Genomic DNA, 20778 nt, shown 5'->3' with positions numbered 1-20778 from the left:
TCGCTCCCCTGGCGCGGTATGAACCGCCGCCTCATAGTGCAGTTTGATCCTGACGAGCCCAGCATGTCTGCGCCCACCTTCGCGGAACCTGACCAGGGTCCGCTAGCGGGCGGCCGGAAGGTGAATGCTAGGCATGATCTAACCCTCGGTCTCTGGCGTCGCGACTGCGAAATTTCGCGAGGGTTTCCGAGAAGGTGATTGCGCTTCGCAGATCTCCAGGCGCGTGGGTGCGGACGTAGTCAGCGCCATTGCCGATCGCGTGAAGTTCCGCCGCAAGGCTCGCTGGACCCAGATCCTTTACAGGAAGGCCAACGGTGGCGCCCAAGAAGGATTTCCGCGACACCGAGACCAATAGCGGAAGCCCCAACGCCGACTTCAGCTTTTGAAGGTTCGACAGCACGTGCAGCGATGTTTCCGGTGCGGGGCTCAAGAAAAATCCCATCCCCGGATCGAGGATGAGCCGGTCGGCAGCGACCCCGCTCCGTCGCAAGGCGGAAACCCGCGCCTCGAAGAACCGCACAATCTCGTCGAGCGCGTCTTCGGGTCGAAGGTGACCGGTGCGGGTGGCGATGCCATCCCGCTGCGCTGAGTGCATAACCACCAGCCTGCAGTCCGCCTCAGCAATATCGGGATAGAGCGCAGGGTCAGGAAATCCTTGGATATCGTTCAGGTAGCCCACGCCGCGCTTGAGCGCATAGCGCTGGGTTTCCGGTTGGAAGCTGTCGATTGAAACACGGTGCATCTGATCGGACAGGGCGTCTAAGAGCGGCGCAATACGTCTGATCTCATCGGCCGGCGATACAGGCCTCGCGTCCGGATGGCTGGCGGCCGGTCCGACATCCACGACGTCTGATCCGACTCGCAGCATTTCGATCGCCGCGGTGACAGCGCCGGCGGGGTCTAGCCGCCGGCTCTCATCGAAGAAGGAGTCCTCGGTGAGATTCAGAATGCCGAACACCGTCACCATGGCGTCGGCCTCCGCAGCGACTTCCACGATGGGGATCGGGCGAGCAAAAAGGCAGCAATTATGAGCCCCATACCTACAAAGCCCCACGCATCAAGCTTTTGCCCATGAAGCAACCAGGCAATGGCTGTAATTATGACGACGCCGAGTCCCGACCAGACTGCATAAGCAACACCGACAGGGATGGATTTCAGAACCAGAGAAAGAAAATAAAATGCGATGCCATAACCGATTATGACAACGGCGGAAGGGGCAAGCTTAGTAAAGCCCTCGCTAGATTTTAATGCGGATGTTGCGATTACTTCGCCAACTATTGCGATAACAAGAAAAAGCCAGCCTTTCATGATATATCTCCCAATTTGTGTAGGGCTTATTATGCACGCTTAAAAATAATAAAAGCAGACTTGACCTGATAGTTTGGCTGTGAGCAATTATGTGCTTAGTGCATCTAACGCCGGAGTTAAGCCGCCGCGCGTAGCGCGGTCGGCTTGAACGAATTGTTAGACATCATTTACCAACTGACTTGATGATCTCGCCTTTCACAAAGCGAATAAATTCTTCCAAGTGATCTGCGCGTGAGGCCAAGTGATCTTCTTTTTGTCCCAGATAAGCTTGCTTAGCTTCAAGTAAGACGGGCTGATACTGGGCAGGTAGGCGTTTTATTGCCCAGTCGGCAGCGACATCCTTCGGCGCGATTTTGCCGGTTATTGCGCTGTACCAAATGCGGGACAACGTAAGCACTACATTTCGCTCATCGCCGGCCCAGTCGGGCTGCGAGTTCCATAGCTTCAAGGTTTCCCTCAGCGCCTCGAATAGATCCTGTTCAGGAACCGGGTCAAAGAATTCCTCCGCTGCCGGACCTACCAAGGCAACGCTATGTTCTCTTGCTTTTGTAAGCAGGATAGCTAGATCAATGTCGATCATGGCTGGCTCGAAGATACCCGCAAGAATGTCATTGCGCTGCCATTCTCCAAATTGCAGCTCGCGCTTAGCCGGATAACGCCACGGGATGATGTCGTCATGCACGACAAGGGTGACTTCTATAGCGCGGAGCGTCTCGCTCTCGCCAGGGAAAGCCGAAGCCTCCATAAGATCATTGAGCAATGCTCGCCGCGTCGTTTCATCAAGCTTTACGGCCACAGTAACCAACAAATCAATATCGCTGTATGGCTTCAGGCCGCCATCCACTGCGGAGCCGTACAAATGCACGGCCAGCAACGTTGATTCCAGATGGCGCTCAATGACGCTTAGCACCTCTGATAGTTGGTTCGAAATTTCGATGGTCACCGCTTCCCTCATGATGTCTAACGGGCGAGGTAAGCCGACCGCAGAATGCGGGTCGGCTTGACCGAAATGTTAGAACCAGAAGCCAAAACGGATAACTTGAATTTGGCGACGGGCGCTAACCGTGAAAAAACGCTGCGCCACCGAGGCGGCACAGCACTGCAAAAACGATAGCTGCTTGCGCTTGCTACGCAAGGGCTAGAGGCCAAAAAGACTGAAAACCTGCGCAGCCCATGCAGGCGAAGCCCGGAAAAAAGGCAAAACAGGCACTGAATAACGCCTGAAAAGCTAAATGCCGTTTGAATAAACATGAGCTAAATAAAGCTGGGTTTCAGTGGTGCTAACGTTGGACGTAACGAGAGCCGGAGCGCAGCGGAGGGAACCAAAATGCGCAGCATTTTGGCGTCCCGTTGACGGAATGGTTAGCCGTTTCGACGCGCATAAACGGAGTGGGTGTACGGAATTACAGCTTGAATGGTTTCGGTTGAGACAAGCTCGAATTCTGTTTCGTTGAGCATTGGGAAGAAGGCGTCACCCTCGAAGGTTTGATGTACCTCAGATAGAAACACGCCGTGGGCGTGAGGTAGTGCCAGAGTGTATATCTCAGCTCCGCCCGCGACGTAGAGTTCATTGCCGAGTTCGGATGCCAAAGCGATAGCGTGCGACAGCGTTGAAACAACTACGCAGCCAGTGGCGCGGTAGTTAGCTTGGCGTGAGATTACCAATGTGTGACGGTTCGGTAGAGGCTTGCCGATAGACTCAAAGGTCTTTCGCCCCATGACAACGACTTTTCCCTCAGTGAGTCTGCGAAAAATCTTCTGCTCACCCGGAATTTTCCAGGGGATATTAGGACCATTGCCAATAACCCGATTGGCTCCCATCGCAGCAACGAGATAAATGCGTACTGATTCCGAGTTCATATGGCTAACTTTGTTTTAGGGCGACTGCCCTGCTGCGTAACATCGTTGCTGCTCCATAACATCAAACATCGACCCACGGCGTAACGCGCTTGCTGCTTGGATGCCCGAGGCATAGACTGTACAAAAAAACAGTCATAACAAGCCATGAAAACCGCCACTGCGCCGTTACCACCGCTGCGTTCGGTCAAGGTTCTGGACCAGTTGCGTGAGCGCATACGCTACTTGCATTACAGCTTACCAACCGAACAGGCTTATGTCCACTGGGTTCGTGCCTTCATCCGTTTCCACGGTGTGCGTCACCCGGCAACCTTGGGCAGCAGCGAAGTCGAGGCATTTCTGTCCTGGCTGGCGAACGAGCGCAAGGTTTCGGTCTCCACGCATCGTCAGGCATTGGCGGCCTTGCTGTTCTTCTACGGCAAGGTGCTGTGCACGGATCTGCCCTGGCTTCAGGAGATCGGAAGACCTCGGCCGTCGCGGCGCTTGCCGGTGGTGCTGACCCCGGATGAAGTGGTTCGCATCCTCGGTTTTCTGGAAGGCGAGCATCGTTTGTTCGCCCAGCTTCTGTATGGAACGGGCATGCGGATCAGTGAGGGTTTGCAACTGCGGGTCAAGGATCTGGATTTCGATCACGGCACGATCATCGTGCGGGAGGGCAAGGGCTCCAAGGATCGGGCCTTGATGTTACCCGAGAGCTTGGCACCCAGCCTGCGCGAGCAGCTGTCGCGTGCACGGGCATGGTGGCTGAAGGACCAGGCCGAGGGCCGCAGCGGCGTTGCGCTTCCCGACGCCCTTGAGCGGAAGTATCCGCGCGCCGGGCATTCCTGGCCGTGGTTCTGGGTTTTTGCGCAGCACACGCATTCGACCGATCCACGGAGCGGTGTCGTGCGTCGCCATCACATGTATGACCAGACCTTTCAGCGCGCCTTCAAACGTGCCGTAGAACAAGCAGGCATCACGAAGCCCGCCACACCGCACACCCTCCGCCACTCGTTCGCGACGGCCTTGCTCCGCAGCGGTTACGACATTCGAACCGTGCAGGATCTGCTCGGCCATTCCGACGTCTCTACGACGATGATTTACACGCATGTGCTGAAAGTTGGCGGTGCCGGAGTGCGCTCACCGCTTGATGCGCTGCCGCCCCTCACTAGTGAGAGGTAGGGCAGCGCAAGTCAATCCTGGCGGATTCACTACCCCTGCGCGAAGGCCATCGGTGCCGCATCGAACGGCCGGTTGCGGAAAGTCCTCCCTGCGTCCGCTGATGGCCGGCAGCAGCCCGTCGTTGCCTGATGGATCCAACCCCTCCGCTGCTATAGTGCAGTCGGCTTCTGACGTTCAGTGCAGCCGTCTTCTGAAAACGACACAATATAAGTGGTTTCAATATGATTTTCGAGAGGGTATTAAGTGGTTTTAATGGGGTATACCTTTTTAGAACCACCACATGACGATCGAAACACAACCTTTCGATAGCCTTTTGATCTGACAGCACAAACTTTAAGTGTGATCCGTCATCACAAAGTCGCTTTTGAGTTGTATTTGAGTATTTAAGCGACGTTGCTCACCATTCCTGATCTGCTGAATGGGATGCCAAAGGAGGAAATCTACAGAAGCTGGGCTTTGAGGTGAGTCATCTTTTCGACTCACCGAACAAACCAGCAGCCAAGCGTAGCGCGGCAGTTCTTTACCCCATGGCTTGGTAATCTCCCCGTCTGCTGTTCTCTTACCCGCTATAGGGGATAAATGTTAGATACCGCCTACAGCGTGTAAGTTACATTTACCTCCTATAACAGGTAAATATTGATATACCTGCCATAGCGTGTAAATTGGAAGAAGGCACGCTACCAGGTTGTCGAATCATGAAAGTAACCAGCGCCAAGCAGCTGAGCGCCTGTATCAAGGATGCCAGGCTTTCTCAAAAGCTCTCTCAAGGCAAAGTGGCCGAGAAAGTAGGGATTAGGCAAGACACAGTCTCCAGCTTCGAGCTCAACCCTGAGTCCACCAAGCTGGAGACCCTGTTCAAGATCCTCGCGGCACTCGAGTTGTCAGTGGATATCAAACCCCGCAATGAGTCATCCGAGAGTCCGGCATCGGGCTGGAAGGAGGAGTGGTAATGGCCAATCTGGCTGTCTATATGAACGGCTATCGGGTAGGCACATTCACCAAAACTACCAGCGGCACCCATCATTTTCAGTACCATGAGTCATGGCTAGCACAACCGGGCAGCCGTCCGATCTCACTCTCCATGCCATTGCGCCATCAGACCTACCGGGGCGATGAAGCCTATAACTTCTTCGACAACCTGCTGCCAGATAATACGGAGGTGAGAAACAGGGTTGTAGCACGCTATCAAGCGGCATCAACCCAGCCCTTCGATCTGCTCAGTTGCATTGGCCAGGATAGCGTAGGGGCATTACAGCTGGTTACCGAAGGGCACGATGTTCCAGATGTCAGGCGAATCGACTACAAGGCACTTTCCGATGACGAGCTCGAGCAGATCCTGACCAGCTACAAATCAGGAATCCCTTTGGGGATGGTCAGGGAGCAAGAGGAGTTCCGGATCTCTATCGCCGGGGCGCAAGAAAAGACTGCACTGCTCTATCTCGATGGCCGTTGGTACTTGCCACTCAATGCAACGCCGACAACCCACATAATCAAACTCCCTATCGGCAAGATTGAAAGCCACTCCTACTCGATAGACCTCTCCCAGAGCGTAGAAAACGAATATCTCTGCACTCTGATTGCCAAGGAGTTTGGTCTACCCGTACCTCACTGCTTCATGATGCAGGTTGGCCAGGTCAAAGCACTGGCTGTGGAACGCTTCGACAGACGTTACGCTGCCGATCGCAGTTGGATCATGCGCCTTCCCCAAGAAGATTTCTGTCAGGTATTGAATGTTCCGTCAGCACGGAAATACGAGAACCATGGAGGACCGGGGATCACTGACATCATGAAAACCTTGCTGGGCTCTGCGACACCAGAACAGGATCGCTACCTATTCATGAAATCTCAGGTCCTGTTCTGGCTGCTGGCGGCCACCGATGGCCATGCAAAAAACTTCTCGGTCTTTATTGAGCCGGAAGGGCGTTTTCGCCTGACCCCTTTTTACGACATCCTATCTGTCTATCCAGTATTTGGCGGCCGAGGCCTCAACCGAAGGGACGCCAAGCTCGCTATGGGCCTAGCAAGCAGCAAGGGAAAGAAGTACGCCATTGAGCAGATATTCCCGCGTCATTTCTTCCAAACGGCGAAAGCTGTGGGATTTGAGCGTTCTGCTATGGAAGAGATCCTGACAGAACTGGCCAACTCCGTTGATGATGTTATTGAGCGCGTTACACAGCAATTGCCAGCAGGCTTCCCCGATACCATCAGCAGCACCATTCTAGAGGGCCTAAAAGCCCGCTCAGCCAGGCTGATAAAGGGCTGGGATTAAAATGGCGGTATGTGGGATGACTGCACGGTTAGCCAAACTACCTATGGGAAACTTGCACGGTTCGAAGAGTAAAGCGGCTTTCCAGGTTCCGGACGGTGCTATAGTCGGTTCAAAATATGTTCAAAACTCACTTAAAAGGCGGCTTTGACTGCGTGTGGTGGCATCGCGTTGATTCATATGGGAAGGCTGCACGATCGAGAATGGACTATGTGGGAACGCTGCACGATGGCAGAAACCCGTGAGCGGCCTCTCAATATGCTGTTTTAGTTACTTTTACCCCAAGTGGCCCCCGAAAAGTCACTAACATATTGAAGATAATAAATTATTTACATTCTGCATCGGCAAGTAAGCCGGTTCGGCAAACAATAAAAAGCCCGGGTTCATCCCGGGCTTTTTATTGTGCGTTTTTTGTCCGCCAACCTAGAGGCGACGCAGGCACCACATGAAGTAAGCGCCCCCTAACAGGGTGGAGACCAGTCCAACCGGCACTTCCTGCGGGAAGAGGACCTGCTGGCCGACCCAGTCAGCCGATACCATCAGCAGGGCGCCGGAAGCGGCGGCCCCAAGCAGGTGCCAGCGTGCCCGCACCAACCCCATCAGCTTGGCCATATGTGGCGCCAGAAGACCGACGAATGAGAGCGGCCCGACCACCAGGGTGGCACTGGCGGTGAGCACGGCCACCAGCAGCAGGATGGCGAGCTGGGCACGGTTGAGGCGAATGCCCAGCGCGGTCGCTACAGCACTTCCCATCGGCAGCAGATCGAGCCAGCGGCTCACCAGCAGGCATGCGGCCAGCATCAACAGCGCCAGCCCCACCAGCCCATAGGCCACCGGCAGGGTGACGTAATAGGTAGAACCGGACATCCAGGAGAGCAGTTGCTGCACCCGCAGGTCACCGTTGGCCAGCGCGATGGCCTGCAGCGGCTCGAACAGTGCCGTGATGGCGATACCGGAGAGCAGGATCCGCTCCGGCTGGAAGCCGTGCTTGCGATTGACCAGCACCAGCAGCAAGAGACAAGCGAAGGCCCCGATCAGGCCGCCCAGCAGCATTATGGGCAACGGCAAAGCTGGCAGCAGTAAGGCCGTCGCTATCACCCCCATAAAGGTGCCACCGCTCACCCCCAGCAGCTCCGGGCTCGCCATCGGGTTGTTGCTGACCCGCTGCAACAGGGTGCCCGCCAGCGCCAGCAGCACGCCAGCCGCCCCCGCCGCCAAACTGCGCGGCAACCGCCACTCCAGCTGGGCCTGCCAGCGGAGCCAGCTTGGCCAGCTCCAACCGTCCATCCCCTGACCAACCAGCAGGGAGGCGACCATGGCCAACAGCAGCCCGACCAGCAACAGGCCAATAAGGCGAGCCGGTGCCGGATGGCGGGCCACCAGCAGGCCGGCGTTTGCCTTCGGCGTACCCGACTTGATGCCAAGGCGCGGGATCAGCCAGAGCAGCAGCGGCGCCCCCAGCAGGGCGGTCATGGCGCCGGTGGGGATCAATACCGGCCAGAAGCGGCTCAGGCTCTGCAGCAGCAGATCGGTCGCCGCCAGCAGCAGGGCGCCGAGGATCGGTGCCCACAGCAGCCGCTGGCCAAGCTGGCGGATCCCGAGCAGCCGCACCATGGCGGGCGCCGCCAGCCCGATAAAGCCGATCAACCCCACCACGCTCACCACGCAAGCGGTGACAAACACCGCCAGCCCCAGTCCGGCAAAACGCAGATGCTGCAGGGAGACCCCCAGACTGCGGGCGCTGGCATCATCCAGCTCCAGCACCGCCAGCGGGCGCACCAGTACCGCGGCCAGCGCAGCGGCTGCCAGCAGGCGGGGTAACAGGTAACTCACCCCGCTCCAGCTGTTCTGCACTAGCGAGCCACTGCCCCACACCAGCAAACCTTTCAGCTCCTCCTGAAAGAACAGCAAGAGCCCCATGCTGATGGCCGCCAGATAGAGGTTGATCACCAGCCCGGCAAAGACGATGACCACCGGATTGAGCTGGCGACGCCAGGCCAGGGCAAACACCAGTGCCATCGCGAGGCTGCCACCGGCCATGGCGATCCACTCCCGCCCCAACAGCAACCAGGAGGGGGCAAACAGGGTCACCATCATCAACGCCAGTTGGGCACCGGAGGCCACCCCCAAGGTGGTCGGTGACGCGAGCGGGTTGCGCAGCACCTGCTGCATCAGGGTGCCCGCCAGCCCGAGCGCAGCCCCGGCCAGCAGGGTGACAGCCAAGCGGGGCAGCCAGCTGAAATGCACCACTGCTTGGCTGACGTCATTCAGATTGGGGGCGAAGAGGCTCTGCCACCAGAGCGCACCGGGCAGCTGGCGAGCCAGCTCCCAATACGCGAGCAAGAGGATCAACCCCAGCAGGATCGAGACCGGCCGCAGCAGCGGCGATGTGAGCAGTCGCTTCATCGGCTAGCCTCCATACGCTCGGCATCTTGCAGCAATGCATCGCTGAGCAGACCGGCGAAACGGCGGGCTGCAAGTACGCCGCCAAAACTCCAGACCGCAGGCAGATGCAGCACGGGGGCTTGGCGTACCAGCGGCAGATGCTGCCACAGCCCAGGCTCCTGCAGCCGTTCGCTCACCCCTACCGGGATGGGATCGACCACCACCAGCCGCGCGGTGGGCAAGGTCATAAACTGCTCGATGCTGACCACCGAGAAACCCCAGTCATTGGTCTGCTCCTGCCAGCCATTACGCAGCCCAAGCCGCGTCATCACCGCATCGAACAGGCTGTGGCGACCAAACACCCGCACATGGCGCTCATCGATAAACTGCACCACCAGCAGGGGCGGCAGATCCGCAGGCAATCCGGCCTGCATACTGGCGAGATCCCGATCCAGCCCGGCCAGCAGCCGTTCGCCCTCGGCGGTTTTGCCCACCATACGGGCGAGGGTCAGGGTCACCTCGTGCAGCCGCTGCCACAGATCGGTTTGCCCATCATAGAGGGCGATGGTGCTCACCGGTGCAATGCGGGAAAGAGTTGGCGCCAGCGGGGCCGCCAGCGGCGAGATGAGGATGCGATCGGGTTTGAGCTCTGCCAGCAGCTCACGGTTGGGCTGGGTGCGCAGGCCGATATCCACCACTCCGGTGGGTAGCCGTGGCTCGCCAACCCATGCCTGATAGGGGCCTGCATCCCCCACCGCCAGCGGCGTCACCCCGAGCGCCAGCAAGGTTTCGGCAATGGTCCAATCGACAGTGGCGATACGGGGTAGCGGTGCAGAGGCGATCGGGGATGTGTCGGCCTGCGCCGCTAGTGGCAGCAGCAGGCTAATAAGGCAGGGTGCCATCTTCTTCAATAAACGGTTCAAGAGAGCCCCCCGGTCAGACGATGGCGATGGGATGAGCATGAGCCGGGTGGCGAATGACCTCCATCGGAATGCCATAGATGGCGTGCAGAGTCTCGCTGGTCATGATCCCCTCAGGTTCGCCGTGGGTGAGCAGGCGGCCGGAGTGGAGCGCCACCAGCCGATCACAGAAGCGGGAGGCCATATTGATGTCGTGAATGACGATGATGACCCCAAGGTTTAGCTGACGGCTCAACTGCTTGACTAGCGTCAGCACCTCCACCTGATGGGCCACATCCAGCGCGGCCAGCGGCTCGTCCAGCAGGATAAAGCGGCTCTCCTGGGCCAGCAGCATCGCCAGCCAGACCCGCCCCCGCTCGCCGCCGGAGAGGGTATCCACCAGCCGATCGGCAAAGCGTTCAGTATGGGTAAGGGCGATGGCCCGATCGACCTGACGGTGATCCTCCGCCCCCATCCGGCCCAGCAAGCCGCGCCAAGGGTAGCGGCCCATCTCCACCAGCTCCCGCCCAAGCAGATTCTCGGCGCTCGGCAAATGCTGGGGCAGATAGGCCACCTGACGGGCAAACTCCCGGTTGCCCCAGTCGGGTAGCAGCTTGCCATCGAACAGGATCTCGCCGTCGCTGAGGGGTTGCTGGCGAGCCAGCAGCTTGAGCAGGGTCGATTTACCCGAACCATTGTGGCCGATGAGGCCATAGACCTGTCCCTGCTCGAAACGCAGGTCGGTGGGGTGCAGCAGCGTGCGGTTATTGACCGTGAAGCTGGCTGATTTCATCTCGAACATAAGCAATTCCTGTGCTGGCTTGCCGCCAGTCTCATCGGTGCCGGTATCAAGCCGGCACCTCGCAATCCAGATGGGCGATCGCATCGCGGCTCACTTCGGCGCGGCGCGCGCCGGTCAGTTCGGTGAGCTGGCCCTGACGCATCTCCAGCAGACGATCGGCCAGCGGGAAGTAGTGATCGTCGTGACTGATGGCAATCACCGTCTTGCCCATCTCCTTGAGGCGCGGCAGCAGCACCTGATAGAAGATGCGGCGGAACTGGGGATCCTGATCCGCAGCCCACTCGTCAAACAGCATCACCTCGCGCTGCTCGGCCAGCGCCAGCAGCAGGGCGACCCGCTTGCGCTGCCCTTGAGAGAGATCGATATCGGCGATAAAACCATCCTCGATGGTGAGCTTGCTGCCCATCTGCAATCGCTCCAGCCACTCGGCTACCAGCTCATCCTTGGGTTCCGGCCCCAGCAGGTGCTGGAACAGGTGATAGTCGGTGAAGATGGCGGAGAAGAGCGCCAGATAGCCGTTGCGATCGGTGATCGGCTCGCCATCCAGCAGGATCCGGCCCGATACCGGCTGATAGAGGCCGGTCAGCAGCATGGCCAGGGTCGACTTGCCGGATCCGTTGCCACCGATAATGAAGATCTGCTCCCCCTTTTCGATGACCAGATCGATGGGGCCAACGGCAAAACCGCCCTCCCCCTGATAGTGAAAGCTCACCTGCTCCAACTCGATACGCTGCCAGGGGCGGATGGCGGGCGGCAGCGGGAAGTCCGCATCCGGCTCGGCCAGATTGAGGGCAGCAATCTTGTCGAACGCCACCTGAGCGGCAAGCAGGGTCGGCAGGGCACCAATCCCCTGCAACAGCGGGGTGCGCAGGAACAGCAGGGTCAGGGCGAAGGTGGCGGCCACATTGGTGTTGGCCCAGCCAAGGCCGTTGGCCAGAAAGAAGACCAGACCGATGGCCCCCAGCATCATGATATTCGACCAGTTCACCGCGCTAAGGTGATAGGTGTCGGCGCGGATGATCTGCTGGCGGTAGTCACGGGCATTTTGCTCATAGAGCTGGTGGTAAACGAAGTGAGCCCGCTCGCGGTTGAGCGCCAGCTCCTTGCTGCCAGCGATGATGGCCTGATAGTTCTGATAGAGCCGATCTTCAGCCTGACGCATGTGGGAGAGATGGCGATAAACACGGTTCACCAGCAACCAGCCCACCACCATGGTGACGGTGACCCAGAGTGCGGTCACCCCGAGCAGGGCCGGAGAAAGCCAGCCGAGGTAAAGGGCAGAACCCAGCGTGAGCACCAGCCCCTGCACCAGCTCCGGCAGGCGCACGAAGGCGATGGTGATCTGGCCGATATCGCTGGAGAGGGAGGCCAGCAGTGGCCCCTGACCAATCTGGCGGATGCGGGCGACATCGGTATCCAGCAACTGCTTGAGCAGGCGTCCACGCAACCGGTAGACAAAATGGTGACCGAGGGTGGTCAGGGCCAGCTGAGATCCGAGCGTGATCACCAGCAGCAACACAATCAGACCGACCAGCTGACCGAGGATCGGCAGCGGATCACCTATAGATTCGATAAGAGACTGATTGATAAAAGCAATGACGCCAATCCCGCTGACGGCACTGAGCAGAGTGAGCAGGGTAATGGCAATAAAAGGCCAACGATATTGGCGATAAACAAGAGACAAGAGTTCCATAACGGACCGGTATTCCAGAGAGATCAGAACAACTGCGGGTGAAAAGAAGGGCGGGAACCCGGTTCCCGCCCGACTGCGATTACCAGCGGTAGTTGATGCTGCCCACTACGCTGCGCGGCTCGCCGTAGTAGCAGTAGTAGTCACAACTGGCCACGTAGGTTTCACCCAGCAGGTTGTTGACGTTGAGCTGGGCACGCCAGTTCTTGGCAAAGTCATACCCGATCATCGCATCCCAGACGGTATGGGCCGGCACCTCGGCAGAGCCGTAGATGGGGGTATAGTCCGCATTCACGGCGCCAATACCCACGCTGGAACCGATATAACGCACACCGGTACCCAGCTCCAGACCCGAAGCCACCCCTTGCTGCACCTTGTAGTTACCCCAGAAGGAGGCCTGGTGGCGCGGGATCAGGCTGGCACGGCGATCGCCACTGCCGGTGTCGTTGGTTTTGGCATCGGTGTAGGTATAAGCAGCGGTCAGACGCAGCGCATCTGTCACCTGCACGCTCCCTTCCAGCTCAATCCCCTGAGAGGTCACTTCACCCGCCTGGGTCTGCTGGCCGGAACCGGTAGAGACCAGCGAGTTGGTCTGGGCCAGATCGAACAGCGCCAGATTGATGTAACCGTCGAGGAAGGCAGGCGCATACTTCACGCCGGTCTCGTAGAGCTTGCCCTTGAGCGGCTTGTAGGAGTTTCGGGTGTTGGGATCGATCCCCGGCAGCACCTCGAACGACTCGGCATAGGCAAAGTAGGGAGAGAGGCCGTTGTCAGCCAGATACATCAGGCTGCCCGAGAGGGAAAGCTCGTGATCGTACTGGCGCTCGTCCTTGCTGGTATTGGTGTTGTGGGTCTCCACATAGTCGAAACGGCCACCGGCAGTCAGCAACCAGCGATCGTCCCAGCGGATCTGGTGCTGGGCATAGAGGCCGCTCTGGCCCTTGCTGCTCTTCTGGTGAGTGGCGGTCGATTCGTCAAAACCGGGGAAGCCGCTGTAATCCGGGTTCATGGTATTGATGGAGCCCATGGCGTAGTTGTCGGCCTCGACCCCTTCATTGACGTGACGCTGCAGATCCACCCCCAGCAGCAAGGTCTGCTCGGTGCTGTCGGTGTTCCAGTAGCCCACCATCTGGTTATCCATGGTGGCACTCTTGGTATTGCCATCACGGTAAACCAGGCCACGACTGGCAGTTGTGCCTTCATAGGTCGGGAAGATATAGGTCTGGCGCAGCAGCAGATCGTTATAGTTGAAACGGACGTTCTGCTTGAACTCCCAGGTCTGGTTGAGCTGGTGGGCCAGCTCGTAACCGGTGGAGATCTGGGTATTGCGGTTGCGATCGTAATCCGGTTGGCTCAGGTTGGTGGAGGGATCAATCTGGCCACCTGACGTATTCAGGGTGCCATAGACCGGGAAGAAGCCGTTGGTCGGGACCCCTTCGTCGTGCAGGAAACTGGCCAGCAGGGTCAGGCTGGTACGATCCGAAAGATCGAAGGTGACGCTCGGCGCCAGATAAACCCGATCGTTGTAGGTGCCGGTAAGCACGCCATCACGCTCTTTATAAAGAGCAACCATGCGGTAGCGGCTGTTGTCGGAGAGCGCGTCAGAGACGTCCACCCCGACCTGACGATGATCCCGGCTGCCAAGCTGCAGATCCACCTGCCCTTGCGGCGTGGCGGTCGGCCGCTTGCTGATGGCATTGATCACCCCGCCCGGAGGTGCCTCACCGTAAAGGATCGAGGCTGGCCCCTTCAGCACTTCCACACTCTCCAGACCAAACGGTTCCGGCGTCCAGACGTAGTAGCCGGTACCAAACAAGCGGTTGCCATCCAGATAAGAAGCGGCATCGAAGCCACGCACCTTGAACCAATCGGTGTTGTTGTCTGAGCCATAGAGGCCGGTCAATACGCCGGAACGGTAGCGAATCGCTTCATCCAGCTGCAACACGGCGTGCTGATCCAGCTCCTCGCGATTAACCACGGAGACGGCGCGAGGGGTCTCGGCCATCGGCACTTCCACCTTCATGGCCGTACCGGTCACCACCATGGTTTCGCTGGCTTTGGGCAGCTCAGCGGTGGTTTGTTCGGCCATCAGCGGCAGGGAGACGAGCAAACCGGAGAGCGAAAGCACGCCGAAGGCGCCCTTCTTGCCGGGTCCTGTAGTGTATTTTTGCGCAATCATATTAAAGTCTCGTTTATCAATGAGTTATGTTGTTTTAATTGTTATTTGTGGTCGTTTGTCACGACATCACCCCGTTCCATGGGCGAATAAAGCAGCGCAATCCTACTACAGGAGCCGTGATCGAATCGATTCAATAATTGCTAATCATTTGCATCTACATTGTTATCTAGCTGCATCGTTGGCAGGATTTCGCGGGAGATGGGAGCCATCAGGAGAGCTATGAGAGGAGAAGAAAATGGAGAGGAATATAAAGAAGCAGAAAAAAGATCGGCAGGATGGATCCGGTGACATTATCTGACTGGATCCATTATCCCCAAGCTTTATCCATATTTATCCACACCCTTTGGCGGTAGAATCCGGCTTTCCGTTTCTTTGTCTGAAATCAGGATCCATTCCATGGCCAAACTCAATCTCGTCGTCGGCTCCATGCTGGGCGCCGCCGAATATGTCGCAGACCACGTCGCCAACCTGCTGGAACAGGCTGGCCACCAGACCCGGATCCACAACCCGGCCAAGCTGGCAGAGGTGCTGGATGATGCGGGATCCATCCTGCTGGTGGTCACTTCCACCCATGGTGCCGGGGATGTGCCCGATAACCTGCAACCCTTCGCCAAGGATCTTGCCGAGCAGCATCCGGATCTTAATTCATTGAAATATGGCGTGATCGCCCTTGGTGACAGCAGTTATGACACCTTTTGCCAGGGTGGCAAGACGCTGGATCGGCTGCTGGCCGAGTGCGGTGCCAGCCGGATCGGCGAGCGGCTCGACATCGATGTGACCCAACACGAGATCCCCGAAGATGCAGCAGAAGTGTGGATCCGCGACTGGATGACGGTGATCGCCTGATCAGAGTGCGGGAGATCCTGAAAAAAAGCTTGATCTCCCCACTTATCCCCAGATCGACTATCCACCATGTTATTAACAGATTGATCCGGGGGAGTTGTTCTACACGGTTACCCACAACGCCCAGGGGTAATGTGCATAACTACGGTGTAAAGCTCTGCAAAACCTATAGTTATCCATGTATTAGATCCAGACTGACAGACCTCTGTGTATAAAAGTCCTGGTTATCCCCTCGTTCACCGGGCCAGGATCCAAGCTTTTCCACAAGCTAGGATCGTCCTTAAATTAATGATCTTTATGATCAAAAAGTGCTTATCAACAGAAAGGGCGGATCCTAATAAGAGATCCAGTAAAAGATCGATCTAAAGATCCTTAAGATCTAATTAGTGGATCCTCCCTTCATACTGAACGTTAAGTAGACGTTCCCCTCAGGACGCGAAACAGATAGAATGTTCCGCCCTTTAGCCCAGGCAAATAAAGATCTTCAGGCGTGCAGATCAAGGTGATCCCAATGCAATACCATGAACAATTTGATGTGATCGTCGTCGGTGGCGGTCATGCCGGAACCGAAGCAGCAACAGCGGCAGCCCGTATGGGCATGAACACCCTGTTGCTGACCCACAATATCGATACGCTGGGACACATGTCCTGTAATCCGGCGATCGGCGGGATCGGCAAGGGACACCTGGTCAGGGAAGTTGACGCACTCGGCGGGATCATGGCGCGTGCCATCGATCTTGGCGGGATCCAGTTCCGCACCCTCAACTCCTCCAAGGGCCCGGCAGTGCGAGCCACTCGTGCCCAGGCGGATCGCCTGCTCTACAAGGCCGTCGTTCGCCAGATGCTGGAGAACTACCCGAACCTGAAGATCTTCCAGCAAGCCTGTGACGATCTGATCATGGACGGGGATCGTGTTGCCGGTGTGGTCACCCAGAGCGGGATCCGCATCAGCGGCAAGACTGTGGTGCTGACGGTCGGTACCTTCCTGAATGGTTTGATCCACATCGGGATGGAAAACTACAAGGGCGGCCGTGCCGGGGATCCTCCCTCGATCGCATTGGCCCAACGCTTGCGTGAACTGCCGCTGCGTATCGATCGTCTCAAGACGGGCACCCCGCCGCGCATCGATGCCCGCAGCGTCGATTTCTCCGTCATGCAGGAACAGCACGGCGACGATCCGCGTCCGGTCTTCTCGTTTATCGGCGATGCCAGCCAGCATCCCCGTCAGGTGCCCTGCTACGTCACCCACACCAACGAGCGTACCCACGAGGTGATCCGCAATAACCTGGATCGCAGCCCCATGTACGCCGGGGTGATCGAGGGGATCGGCCCGCGCTACTGCCCGTCGATCGAAGACAAGATCACCCGTTTCGCCGACAAGACGGCGCACCAGATCTTCGTCGAGCCGGAAGGCCTGACCACCCACGAACTCTATCCCAACGGGATCTCCACCAGCCTGCCGTTTGACGTGCAGGTGCAGATCGTCCGTTCTGTGCGCGGCTTCGAGAACGCCCACATCACCCGCCCCGGCTATGCCATCGAATATGATTTCTTCGATCCGCGGGATCTCAAGGCCAACATGGAGAGCAAGTGCATTCCAAACCTGTTCTTCGCCGGCCAGATCAATGGCACGACCGGTTACGAAGAGGCGGCGGCACAAGGCCTGATGGCCGGTCTGAACGCGGCATTGCGTGCCCAGGACAAGGATCCCTGGAACCCTCGTCGGGATCAGGCCTACATGGGCGTGATGATGGACGATCTCTCCACCCTGGGGACCCGCGAGCCTTACCGCATGTTCACCAGCCGTGCCGAATATCGCCTGCTGCTGCGGGAAGACAACGCCGATATCCGCCTGACTGCCATCGGTCGCGAACTGGGTCTGGTGGATGACGAGCGCTGGAGCAAATTCAACGCCAAGATGGAGCAGGTCGAGCTGGAGCGTCAGCGCATGCGTTCAACCTGGATCCACCCGCAACATCCGTCACTGGAAGCGGTTAACGCCCTGGTCAACACCCCGCTGACCCGCGAACAGAGTCTGGAAGAGCTGCTGCGTCGCCCCGAGGTAACCTATGATGCGCTGATGGCCATCGAAGGGGTCGGCCCTTCCGTGACCGATCCTGCCGCGGCCGAACAGGTTGAGATCCAGATCAAGTACGCCGGTTACATCGAGCGTCAACACGATGAAGTGGAAAAGCAGCTGCGCAACGAGAACACCTTGCTGCCACTGGATCTGGACTATCGCGAGGTGAACGGCCTCTCCAACGAGGTGAAAGCCAAGCTGAACGATGCCAAGCCGCAGACCATTGGTCAGGCTTCCCGCATCTCCGGTATCACCCCGGCGGCCATCTCCATCCTGCTGGTTCACCTGAAAAAACACGGCCTGCTGCGTAAAACCGCCTGAGGATTCTTACCGTTGGAAAATATGCTGGAAAGATTGAACGGCCTGCTCAAGCAGGCCGAAATTGTTATCACCGATACCCAAAAGAGCCAACTGGTGCAGTTGGTCGAGTTGCTGCACAAGTGGAACAAGGCTTACAATCTCACCTCGGTACGAGATCCGGACGCCATGCTGGTCAAGCATATTCTCGATAGCCTGGTGGTAAGCCCCCACTTGCACGGTGAGCGCTTCATCGACGTGGGGACAGGTCCCGGCCTGCCGGGATTGCCGCTGGCGATCATTAATCCGGACAAGCAGTTCGTCCTGCTCGACAGTCTGGGCAAGCGGATCAACTTCATCCGCCAGGTGATCCAGGAGCTGGGTCTGACCAATGTGACGCCGGTCAAATCCCGGGTTGAAGAGTATCAACCCGAGGTGGGATTTGATGGTGTACTGAGTCGGGCATTTGCCTCTCTGGAGGACATGCTGAGCTGGTGTCACCACCTGCCGTCAGAACAGGGCAGCTTCCTGGCGCTCAAGGGACAATATCCCGAGCAGGAGCTGGCCCAGTTGCCTGCCAATATCCGTCTGGTAGCCTGTCATGAGTTGCGGGTGCCGGAGCTGGAAGGCGAACGTCATCTGCTGGAATTCAAACATATCCAGCCCGAATAGGGTCGCAGTTTCATTTAGGGGATCGTGTGGGAAAAGTCATCGCCATAGCCAACCAGAAGGGTGGAGTGGGTAAAACCACCACCTGTGTGAATCTGGCCGCCTCCATGGCTGCCACCCGGCGCAAGGTGCTGGTGATCGATCTGGATCCGCAGGGCAATGCCACCATGGGCAGCGGTGTCGACAAGTATGACGTCGAGCGCACCGCCTATGAGCTGCTGATCGAGGATGCCCCCATCAGCGAAGTGATCATCCCCGAAACCACCGGGGGCTATCACCTGATTGCCGCCAACGCCGACGTGACCGCGGCCGAAATCCGTCTGATGGAATTTTTCGCCCGCGAAATTCGCCTGCGCAATGCGCTGGCTTCGGTGCGGGACAAATACGACTACGTCTTCATCGACTGCCCGCCCTCTCTCAACATGCTGACCGTGAACGCCATGGCCGCCGCCGACTCCGTGTTGGTGCCCATGCAGTGCGAATATTACGCGCTGGAGGGGCTCACCGCCCTGGTCGACACCATCAGCAAGCTGGCCGCCGTGGTCAATCCGGAGCTCAAGATCGAAGGGGTGCTGCGCACCATGTTCGATCACCGCAACCGGCTGGCCAATGATGTGTCCGATCAGCTAAAACAGCACTTTGGTGACAAAGTCTACCGCACCATCATTCCCCGCAACGTTAGACTGGCTGAAGCCCCGAGTTTCGGTGCCCCGGCCATGCACTATGACAAATCATCGGTGGGCGCCAAGGCCTACCTGGCACTGGCTGGCGAGATCCTGCGCCGCCAGGAGCAGGAACGTCAGGCGACCATCGCAGACCGAGAGAGCATATGACTCCGAAAAAACGTGGACTGGGCAAGGGGCTGGATGCCCTGCTCAGTACCAGCACGGCTGCCCGCCAGAAACAGGTGATGAGCGATCAACGTACTGAAGAGGCCATGGCCCCCACCAATCAGGGCGAGCTGCGCAAGCTGCCGGTGGAGTGGTTGCAGTCCGGCAAGTACCAGCCCCGCAAGGATATGTCCCAGGATGCACTGGAAGAGCTTGCCAACTCCATCCGTGCCCAAGGGGTGATCCAGCCCATCGTGGTACGCCCTCTCGGCGAACAATCCTTCGAAATCATTGCCGGTGAGCGGCGCTGGCGCGCGTCCCAGCTGGCGCGGCTTGAGGTGGTGCCCTGTATCGTCAAGGATGTACCCGACGAGGCTGCCGTCGCCATCGCGCTGATTGAGAATATTCAGCGGGAAGACCTCAATGCCATCGAAGAGGCTGTCGCTTTACAAAGACTGCTGACCGAATTCGAACTCACCCACCAGCAAGTGGCCGAGGCGGTGGGCAAGTCCCGCACCACTGTGACCAACCTGTTGCGTCTCAACCAGCTCAACGACGATGTGAAGCGTTTCGTCGAGCACGGCGACCTCGACATGGGCCATGCCCGTGCCCTGCTGGCTCTGAGCGGCCAGGCCCAGTCCGAACTTGCCAAGCTGGTTGCCCAGAAAGGGCTGACCGTGCGCGATACCGAGAAGCTGGTGCAAAAAGCGCTCGAACCGGCAAAAGCCAGGGTCGAACCGGCCCGTGATCCGCAGATCGGCTACCTGGAGCGCCAACTGGCAGAAAAAATTGGCAATCAGGTGCAACTTCAGCCTGGCAAGCGGGATAGCGGGAAGTTAGTAATAAGTTACGAGAATTTGTCCGATTTGGACCGTATATTGGGCTATTTTGGCGTGTCGGAATCGTGATTTTTACGCTTTTTGTAGTAATAAAACATCCATTCCTTTTGATATGACCATAACCCTGATTTGCCGCGGAAAGCCGCAAAAATTAAGGATTTTTGTCATATTGCAATAGCTGCCCTCAAGGGTATAATTTGACCGGCTTTAAGAGCTGTTAACATGGGGTCTTCGGATCCCGATTTTTTACAGTTCTGTAATGTTCAGGGGTAGGTTGGTGAAGCAGAAAATAGCCTTGGAAGGTTTGACACTGGCCTTGGTTATGCTCGTTTGTCAGCTCATCCTGATCCTGGCGATGAGTGCCGTCTGGTTTTACCTGACTGGTGCCAGCGCCGGTTATTCCGCCCTCTATGGAGGGGGGATGTACTGGGTTCCTCAAGCCTTGTTTACTGTCTGGGTGCTGCGCCGCAAGGTGACAACCGAGAGTGTGGGCTTGGTTTTGCGGGACTTTTATGGTGGGGCAGGGATTAAGCTCATTTCTACAACAGGTCTATTCGCCCTGATGTTTGGTGCGGGAGTCGAGGTCGTTACCGTCTCGTTTTTCGCCACTTATATCCTCGCCCTCGTTGTACAGTGGATGGTTTCATTCACGCTTAACAACCACTATTAGGAA

At 57.8% G+C, this 20778-nt stretch carries 18 protein-coding genes and 1 pseudogene; 9 read left to right on the top strand and 10 right to left on the bottom strand.

What is annotated here, in order from left to right; all coding sequences use genetic code 11:
• Window positions 1-127: 127 nt before the first annotated feature.
• From sul1 to dfrA12, 5 genes and pseudogenes are all read right to left on the bottom strand, one after another.
• Window positions 128-967: a sulfonamide-resistant dihydropteroate synthase Sul1 gene (gene sul1, locus AB5Y73_RS11280; protein WP_000259031.1), complete on the bottom strand. Its 840-nt coding sequence runs from the start codon at window positions 965-967 to the stop codon at window positions 128-130.
• Window positions 961-1308 (bottom strand): quaternary ammonium compound efflux SMR transporter QacE delta 1, encoded by a 348-nt coding sequence (locus AB5Y73_RS11275; protein WP_000679427.1) that lies wholly within the window; start codon window positions 1306-1308, stop codon window positions 961-963. The genes sul1 and AB5Y73_RS11275 overlap by 7 nt, the downstream gene beginning before the upstream one ends.
• A gap of 116 nt (window positions 1309-1424) precedes the next feature.
• Window positions 1425-2263, bottom strand: a pseudogene (locus AB5Y73_RS11270) (AadA family aminoglycoside 3''-O-nucleotidyltransferase).
• 5 nt (window positions 2264-2268) lie between these two features.
• Entirely contained in the window at window positions 2269-2559 is a 291-nt protein-coding gene (locus AB5Y73_RS11265) for a DUF1010 domain-containing protein (protein WP_001336345.1), read from the bottom strand.
• A gap of 111 nt (window positions 2560-2670) precedes the next feature.
• Window positions 2671-3168 (bottom strand): trimethoprim-resistant dihydrofolate reductase DfrA12, encoded by a 498-nt coding sequence (gene dfrA12 / locus AB5Y73_RS11260; RefSeq protein ID WP_001083725.1) that lies wholly within the window; start codon window positions 3166-3168, stop codon window positions 2671-2673.
• Window positions 3169-3312: 144 nt separating this feature from the next.
• On the opposite strand from dfrA12, the gene intI1 reads away from it, so the two are divergent.
• The 3 genes from intI1 (at window position 3313) to AB5Y73_RS11245 (ending at window position 6595) form a co-directional block, all read left to right on the top strand.
• Window positions 3313-4326, top strand: a complete 1014-nt coding sequence (gene intI1 / locus AB5Y73_RS11255) for a class 1 integron integrase IntI1 (RefSeq protein WP_000845039.1) — start codon at window positions 3313-3315, stop codon at window positions 4324-4326.
• A gap of 695 nt (window positions 4327-5021) precedes the next feature.
• Entirely contained in the window at window positions 5022-5276 is a 255-nt protein-coding gene (locus AB5Y73_RS11250; protein WP_017410478.1) for a helix-turn-helix domain-containing protein, read from the top strand.
• Window positions 5276-6595 carry a type II toxin-antitoxin system HipA family toxin gene (locus AB5Y73_RS11245; RefSeq protein ID WP_201915019.1) on the top strand — a complete coding sequence of 440 codons (1320 nt, stop codon included), beginning with the start codon at window positions 5276-5278 and terminating at the stop codon, window positions 6593-6595. Before AB5Y73_RS11250 ends, AB5Y73_RS11245 begins: the two co-directional genes overlap by 1 nt.
• A gap of 420 nt (window positions 6596-7015) precedes the next feature.
• Here the strand turns inward: AB5Y73_RS11245 and fhuB are convergent, their stop codons facing one another.
• From fhuB to AB5Y73_RS11220, 5 genes are all read right to left on the bottom strand, one after another.
• Window positions 7016-8998 (bottom strand): Fe(3+)-hydroxamate ABC transporter permease FhuB, encoded by a 1983-nt coding sequence (gene fhuB / locus AB5Y73_RS11240; RefSeq protein WP_107683434.1) that lies wholly within the window; start codon window positions 8996-8998, stop codon window positions 7016-7018.
• On the bottom strand, window positions 8995-9879 hold the full coding sequence (locus AB5Y73_RS11235) for an ABC transporter substrate-binding protein (RefSeq protein WP_107683435.1): 885 nt from the start codon (window positions 9877-9879) through the stop codon (window positions 8995-8997). The genes fhuB and AB5Y73_RS11235 overlap by 4 nt, the downstream gene beginning before the upstream one ends.
• Before the next feature lie 34 nt (window positions 9880-9913).
• Window positions 9914-10678 carry an ATP-binding cassette domain-containing protein gene (locus tag AB5Y73_RS11230; protein ID WP_107683436.1) on the bottom strand — a complete coding sequence of 255 codons (765 nt, stop codon included), beginning with the start codon at window positions 10676-10678 and terminating at the stop codon, window positions 9914-9916.
• Window positions 10679-10724: 46 nt separating this feature from the next.
• A complete protein-coding gene (locus AB5Y73_RS11225; protein ID WP_107683437.1) occupies window positions 10725-12371 on the bottom strand; it encodes a multidrug ABC transporter permease/ATP-binding protein in 1647 nt (548 codons plus the stop codon).
• Window positions 12372-12450: 79 nt separating this feature from the next.
• The gene (locus tag AB5Y73_RS11220; protein ID WP_107683438.1) at window positions 12451-14547 is read right to left on the bottom strand and encodes a TonB-dependent siderophore receptor; all 2097 of its coding nucleotides are present in this window, start codon (window positions 14545-14547) and stop codon (window positions 12451-12453) included.
• Window positions 14548-14943: 396 nt separating this feature from the next.
• On the opposite strand from AB5Y73_RS11220, the gene mioC reads away from it, so the two are divergent.
• From mioC to AB5Y73_RS11190, 6 genes are all read left to right on the top strand, one after another.
• Entirely contained in the window at window positions 14944-15393 is a 450-nt protein-coding gene (gene mioC / locus AB5Y73_RS11215) for an FMN-binding protein MioC (RefSeq protein WP_181497705.1), read from the top strand.
• Between the two features lie 508 nt (window positions 15394-15901).
• Complete coding sequence (gene mnmG / locus AB5Y73_RS11210; protein ID WP_058056584.1) at window positions 15902-17791, top strand: tRNA uridine-5-carboxymethylaminomethyl(34) synthesis enzyme MnmG; 1890 nt, start codon at window positions 15902-15904, stop codon at window positions 17789-17791.
• Between the two features lie 21 nt (window positions 17792-17812).
• The gene (gene rsmG / locus AB5Y73_RS11205) at window positions 17813-18439 is read left to right on the top strand and encodes a 16S rRNA (guanine(527)-N(7))-methyltransferase RsmG (protein ID WP_031227633.1); all 627 of its coding nucleotides are present in this window, start codon (window positions 17813-17815) and stop codon (window positions 18437-18439) included.
• A 26-nt stretch (window positions 18440-18465) separates the two neighbouring features.
• Window positions 18466-19269: a ParA family protein gene (locus tag AB5Y73_RS11200; RefSeq protein ID WP_005357226.1), complete on the top strand. Its 804-nt coding sequence runs from the start codon at window positions 18466-18468 to the stop codon at window positions 19267-19269.
• The gene (locus AB5Y73_RS11195) at window positions 19266-20174 is read left to right on the top strand and encodes a ParB/RepB/Spo0J family partition protein (RefSeq protein ID WP_005342343.1); all 909 of its coding nucleotides are present in this window, start codon (window positions 19266-19268) and stop codon (window positions 20172-20174) included. The genes AB5Y73_RS11200 and AB5Y73_RS11195 overlap by 4 nt, the downstream gene beginning before the upstream one ends.
• Window positions 20175-20364: 190 nt before the next feature.
• Window positions 20365-20775: an ATP synthase subunit I gene (locus AB5Y73_RS11190; protein ID WP_019445506.1), complete on the top strand. Its 411-nt coding sequence runs from the start codon at window positions 20365-20367 to the stop codon at window positions 20773-20775.
• The last annotated feature ends 3 nt before the right edge of the window (window positions 20776-20778 follow it).

It is taken from the genome of Aeromonas sp. s7(2024) (assembly GCF_040907825.1).
Lineage (GTDB): Bacteria > Pseudomonadota > Gammaproteobacteria > Enterobacterales > Aeromonadaceae > Aeromonas > Aeromonas veronii.
The sequence above is the reverse complement of the archived record's forward strand: the minus strand, read 5'-3'. Positions and strand labels throughout refer to the sequence as shown.

What these genes read in the sequence shown, in the direction of transcription:
- sul1 (WP_000259031.1), bottom strand. Translation starts at nt 967, where the DNA reads ATGGTGACGGTGTTCGGCATTCTGAATCTCACCGAGGACTCCTTCTTC.
- AB5Y73_RS11275 (WP_000679427.1), bottom strand. Translation starts at nt 1,308, where the DNA reads ATGAAAGGCTGGCTTTTTCTTGTTATCGCAATAGTTGGCGAAGTAATC.
- AB5Y73_RS11265 (WP_001336345.1), bottom strand. Translation starts at nt 2,559, where the DNA reads ATGTTTATTCAAACGGCATTTAGCTTTTCAGGCGTTATTCAGTGCCTG.
- dfrA12 (WP_001083725.1), bottom strand. Translation starts at nt 3,168, where the DNA reads ATGAACTCGGAATCAGTACGCATTTATCTCGTTGCTGCGATGGGAGCC.
- intI1 (WP_000845039.1), top strand. Translation starts at nt 3,313, where the DNA reads ATGAAAACCGCCACTGCGCCGTTACCACCGCTGCGTTCGGTCAAGGTT.
- AB5Y73_RS11250 (WP_017410478.1), top strand. Translation starts at nt 5,022, where the DNA reads ATGAAAGTAACCAGCGCCAAGCAGCTGAGCGCCTGTATCAAGGATGCC.
- AB5Y73_RS11245 (WP_201915019.1), top strand. Translation starts at nt 5,276, where the DNA reads ATGGCCAATCTGGCTGTCTATATGAACGGCTATCGGGTAGGCACATTC.
- fhuB (WP_107683434.1), bottom strand. Translation starts at nt 8,998, where the DNA reads ATGAAGCGACTGCTCACATCGCCGCTGCTGCGGCCGGTCTCGATCCTG.
- AB5Y73_RS11235 (WP_107683435.1), bottom strand. Translation starts at nt 9,879, where the DNA reads ATGGCACCCTGCCTTATTAGCCTGCTGCTGCCACTAGCGGCGCAGGCC.
- AB5Y73_RS11230 (WP_107683436.1), bottom strand. Translation starts at nt 10,678, where the DNA reads ATGTTCGAGATGAAATCAGCCAGCTTCACGGTCAATAACCGCACGCTG.
- AB5Y73_RS11225 (WP_107683437.1), bottom strand. Translation starts at nt 12,371, where the DNA reads ATGGAACTCTTGTCTCTTGTTTATCGCCAATATCGTTGGCCTTTTATT.
- AB5Y73_RS11220 (WP_107683438.1), bottom strand. Translation starts at nt 14,547, where the DNA reads ATGATTGCGCAAAAATACACTACAGGACCCGGCAAGAAGGGCGCCTTC.
- mioC (WP_181497705.1), top strand. Translation starts at nt 14,944, where the DNA reads ATGGCCAAACTCAATCTCGTCGTCGGCTCCATGCTGGGCGCCGCCGAA.
- mnmG (WP_058056584.1), top strand. Translation starts at nt 15,902, where the DNA reads ATGCAATACCATGAACAATTTGATGTGATCGTCGTCGGTGGCGGTCAT.
- rsmG (WP_031227633.1), top strand. Translation starts at nt 17,813, where the DNA reads ATGCTGGAAAGATTGAACGGCCTGCTCAAGCAGGCCGAAATTGTTATC.
- AB5Y73_RS11195 (WP_005342343.1), top strand. Translation starts at nt 19,266, where the DNA reads ATGACTCCGAAAAAACGTGGACTGGGCAAGGGGCTGGATGCCCTGCTC.
- AB5Y73_RS11190 (WP_019445506.1), top strand. Translation starts at nt 20,365, where the DNA reads ATGTTCAGGGGTAGGTTGGTGAAGCAGAAAATAGCCTTGGAAGGTTTG.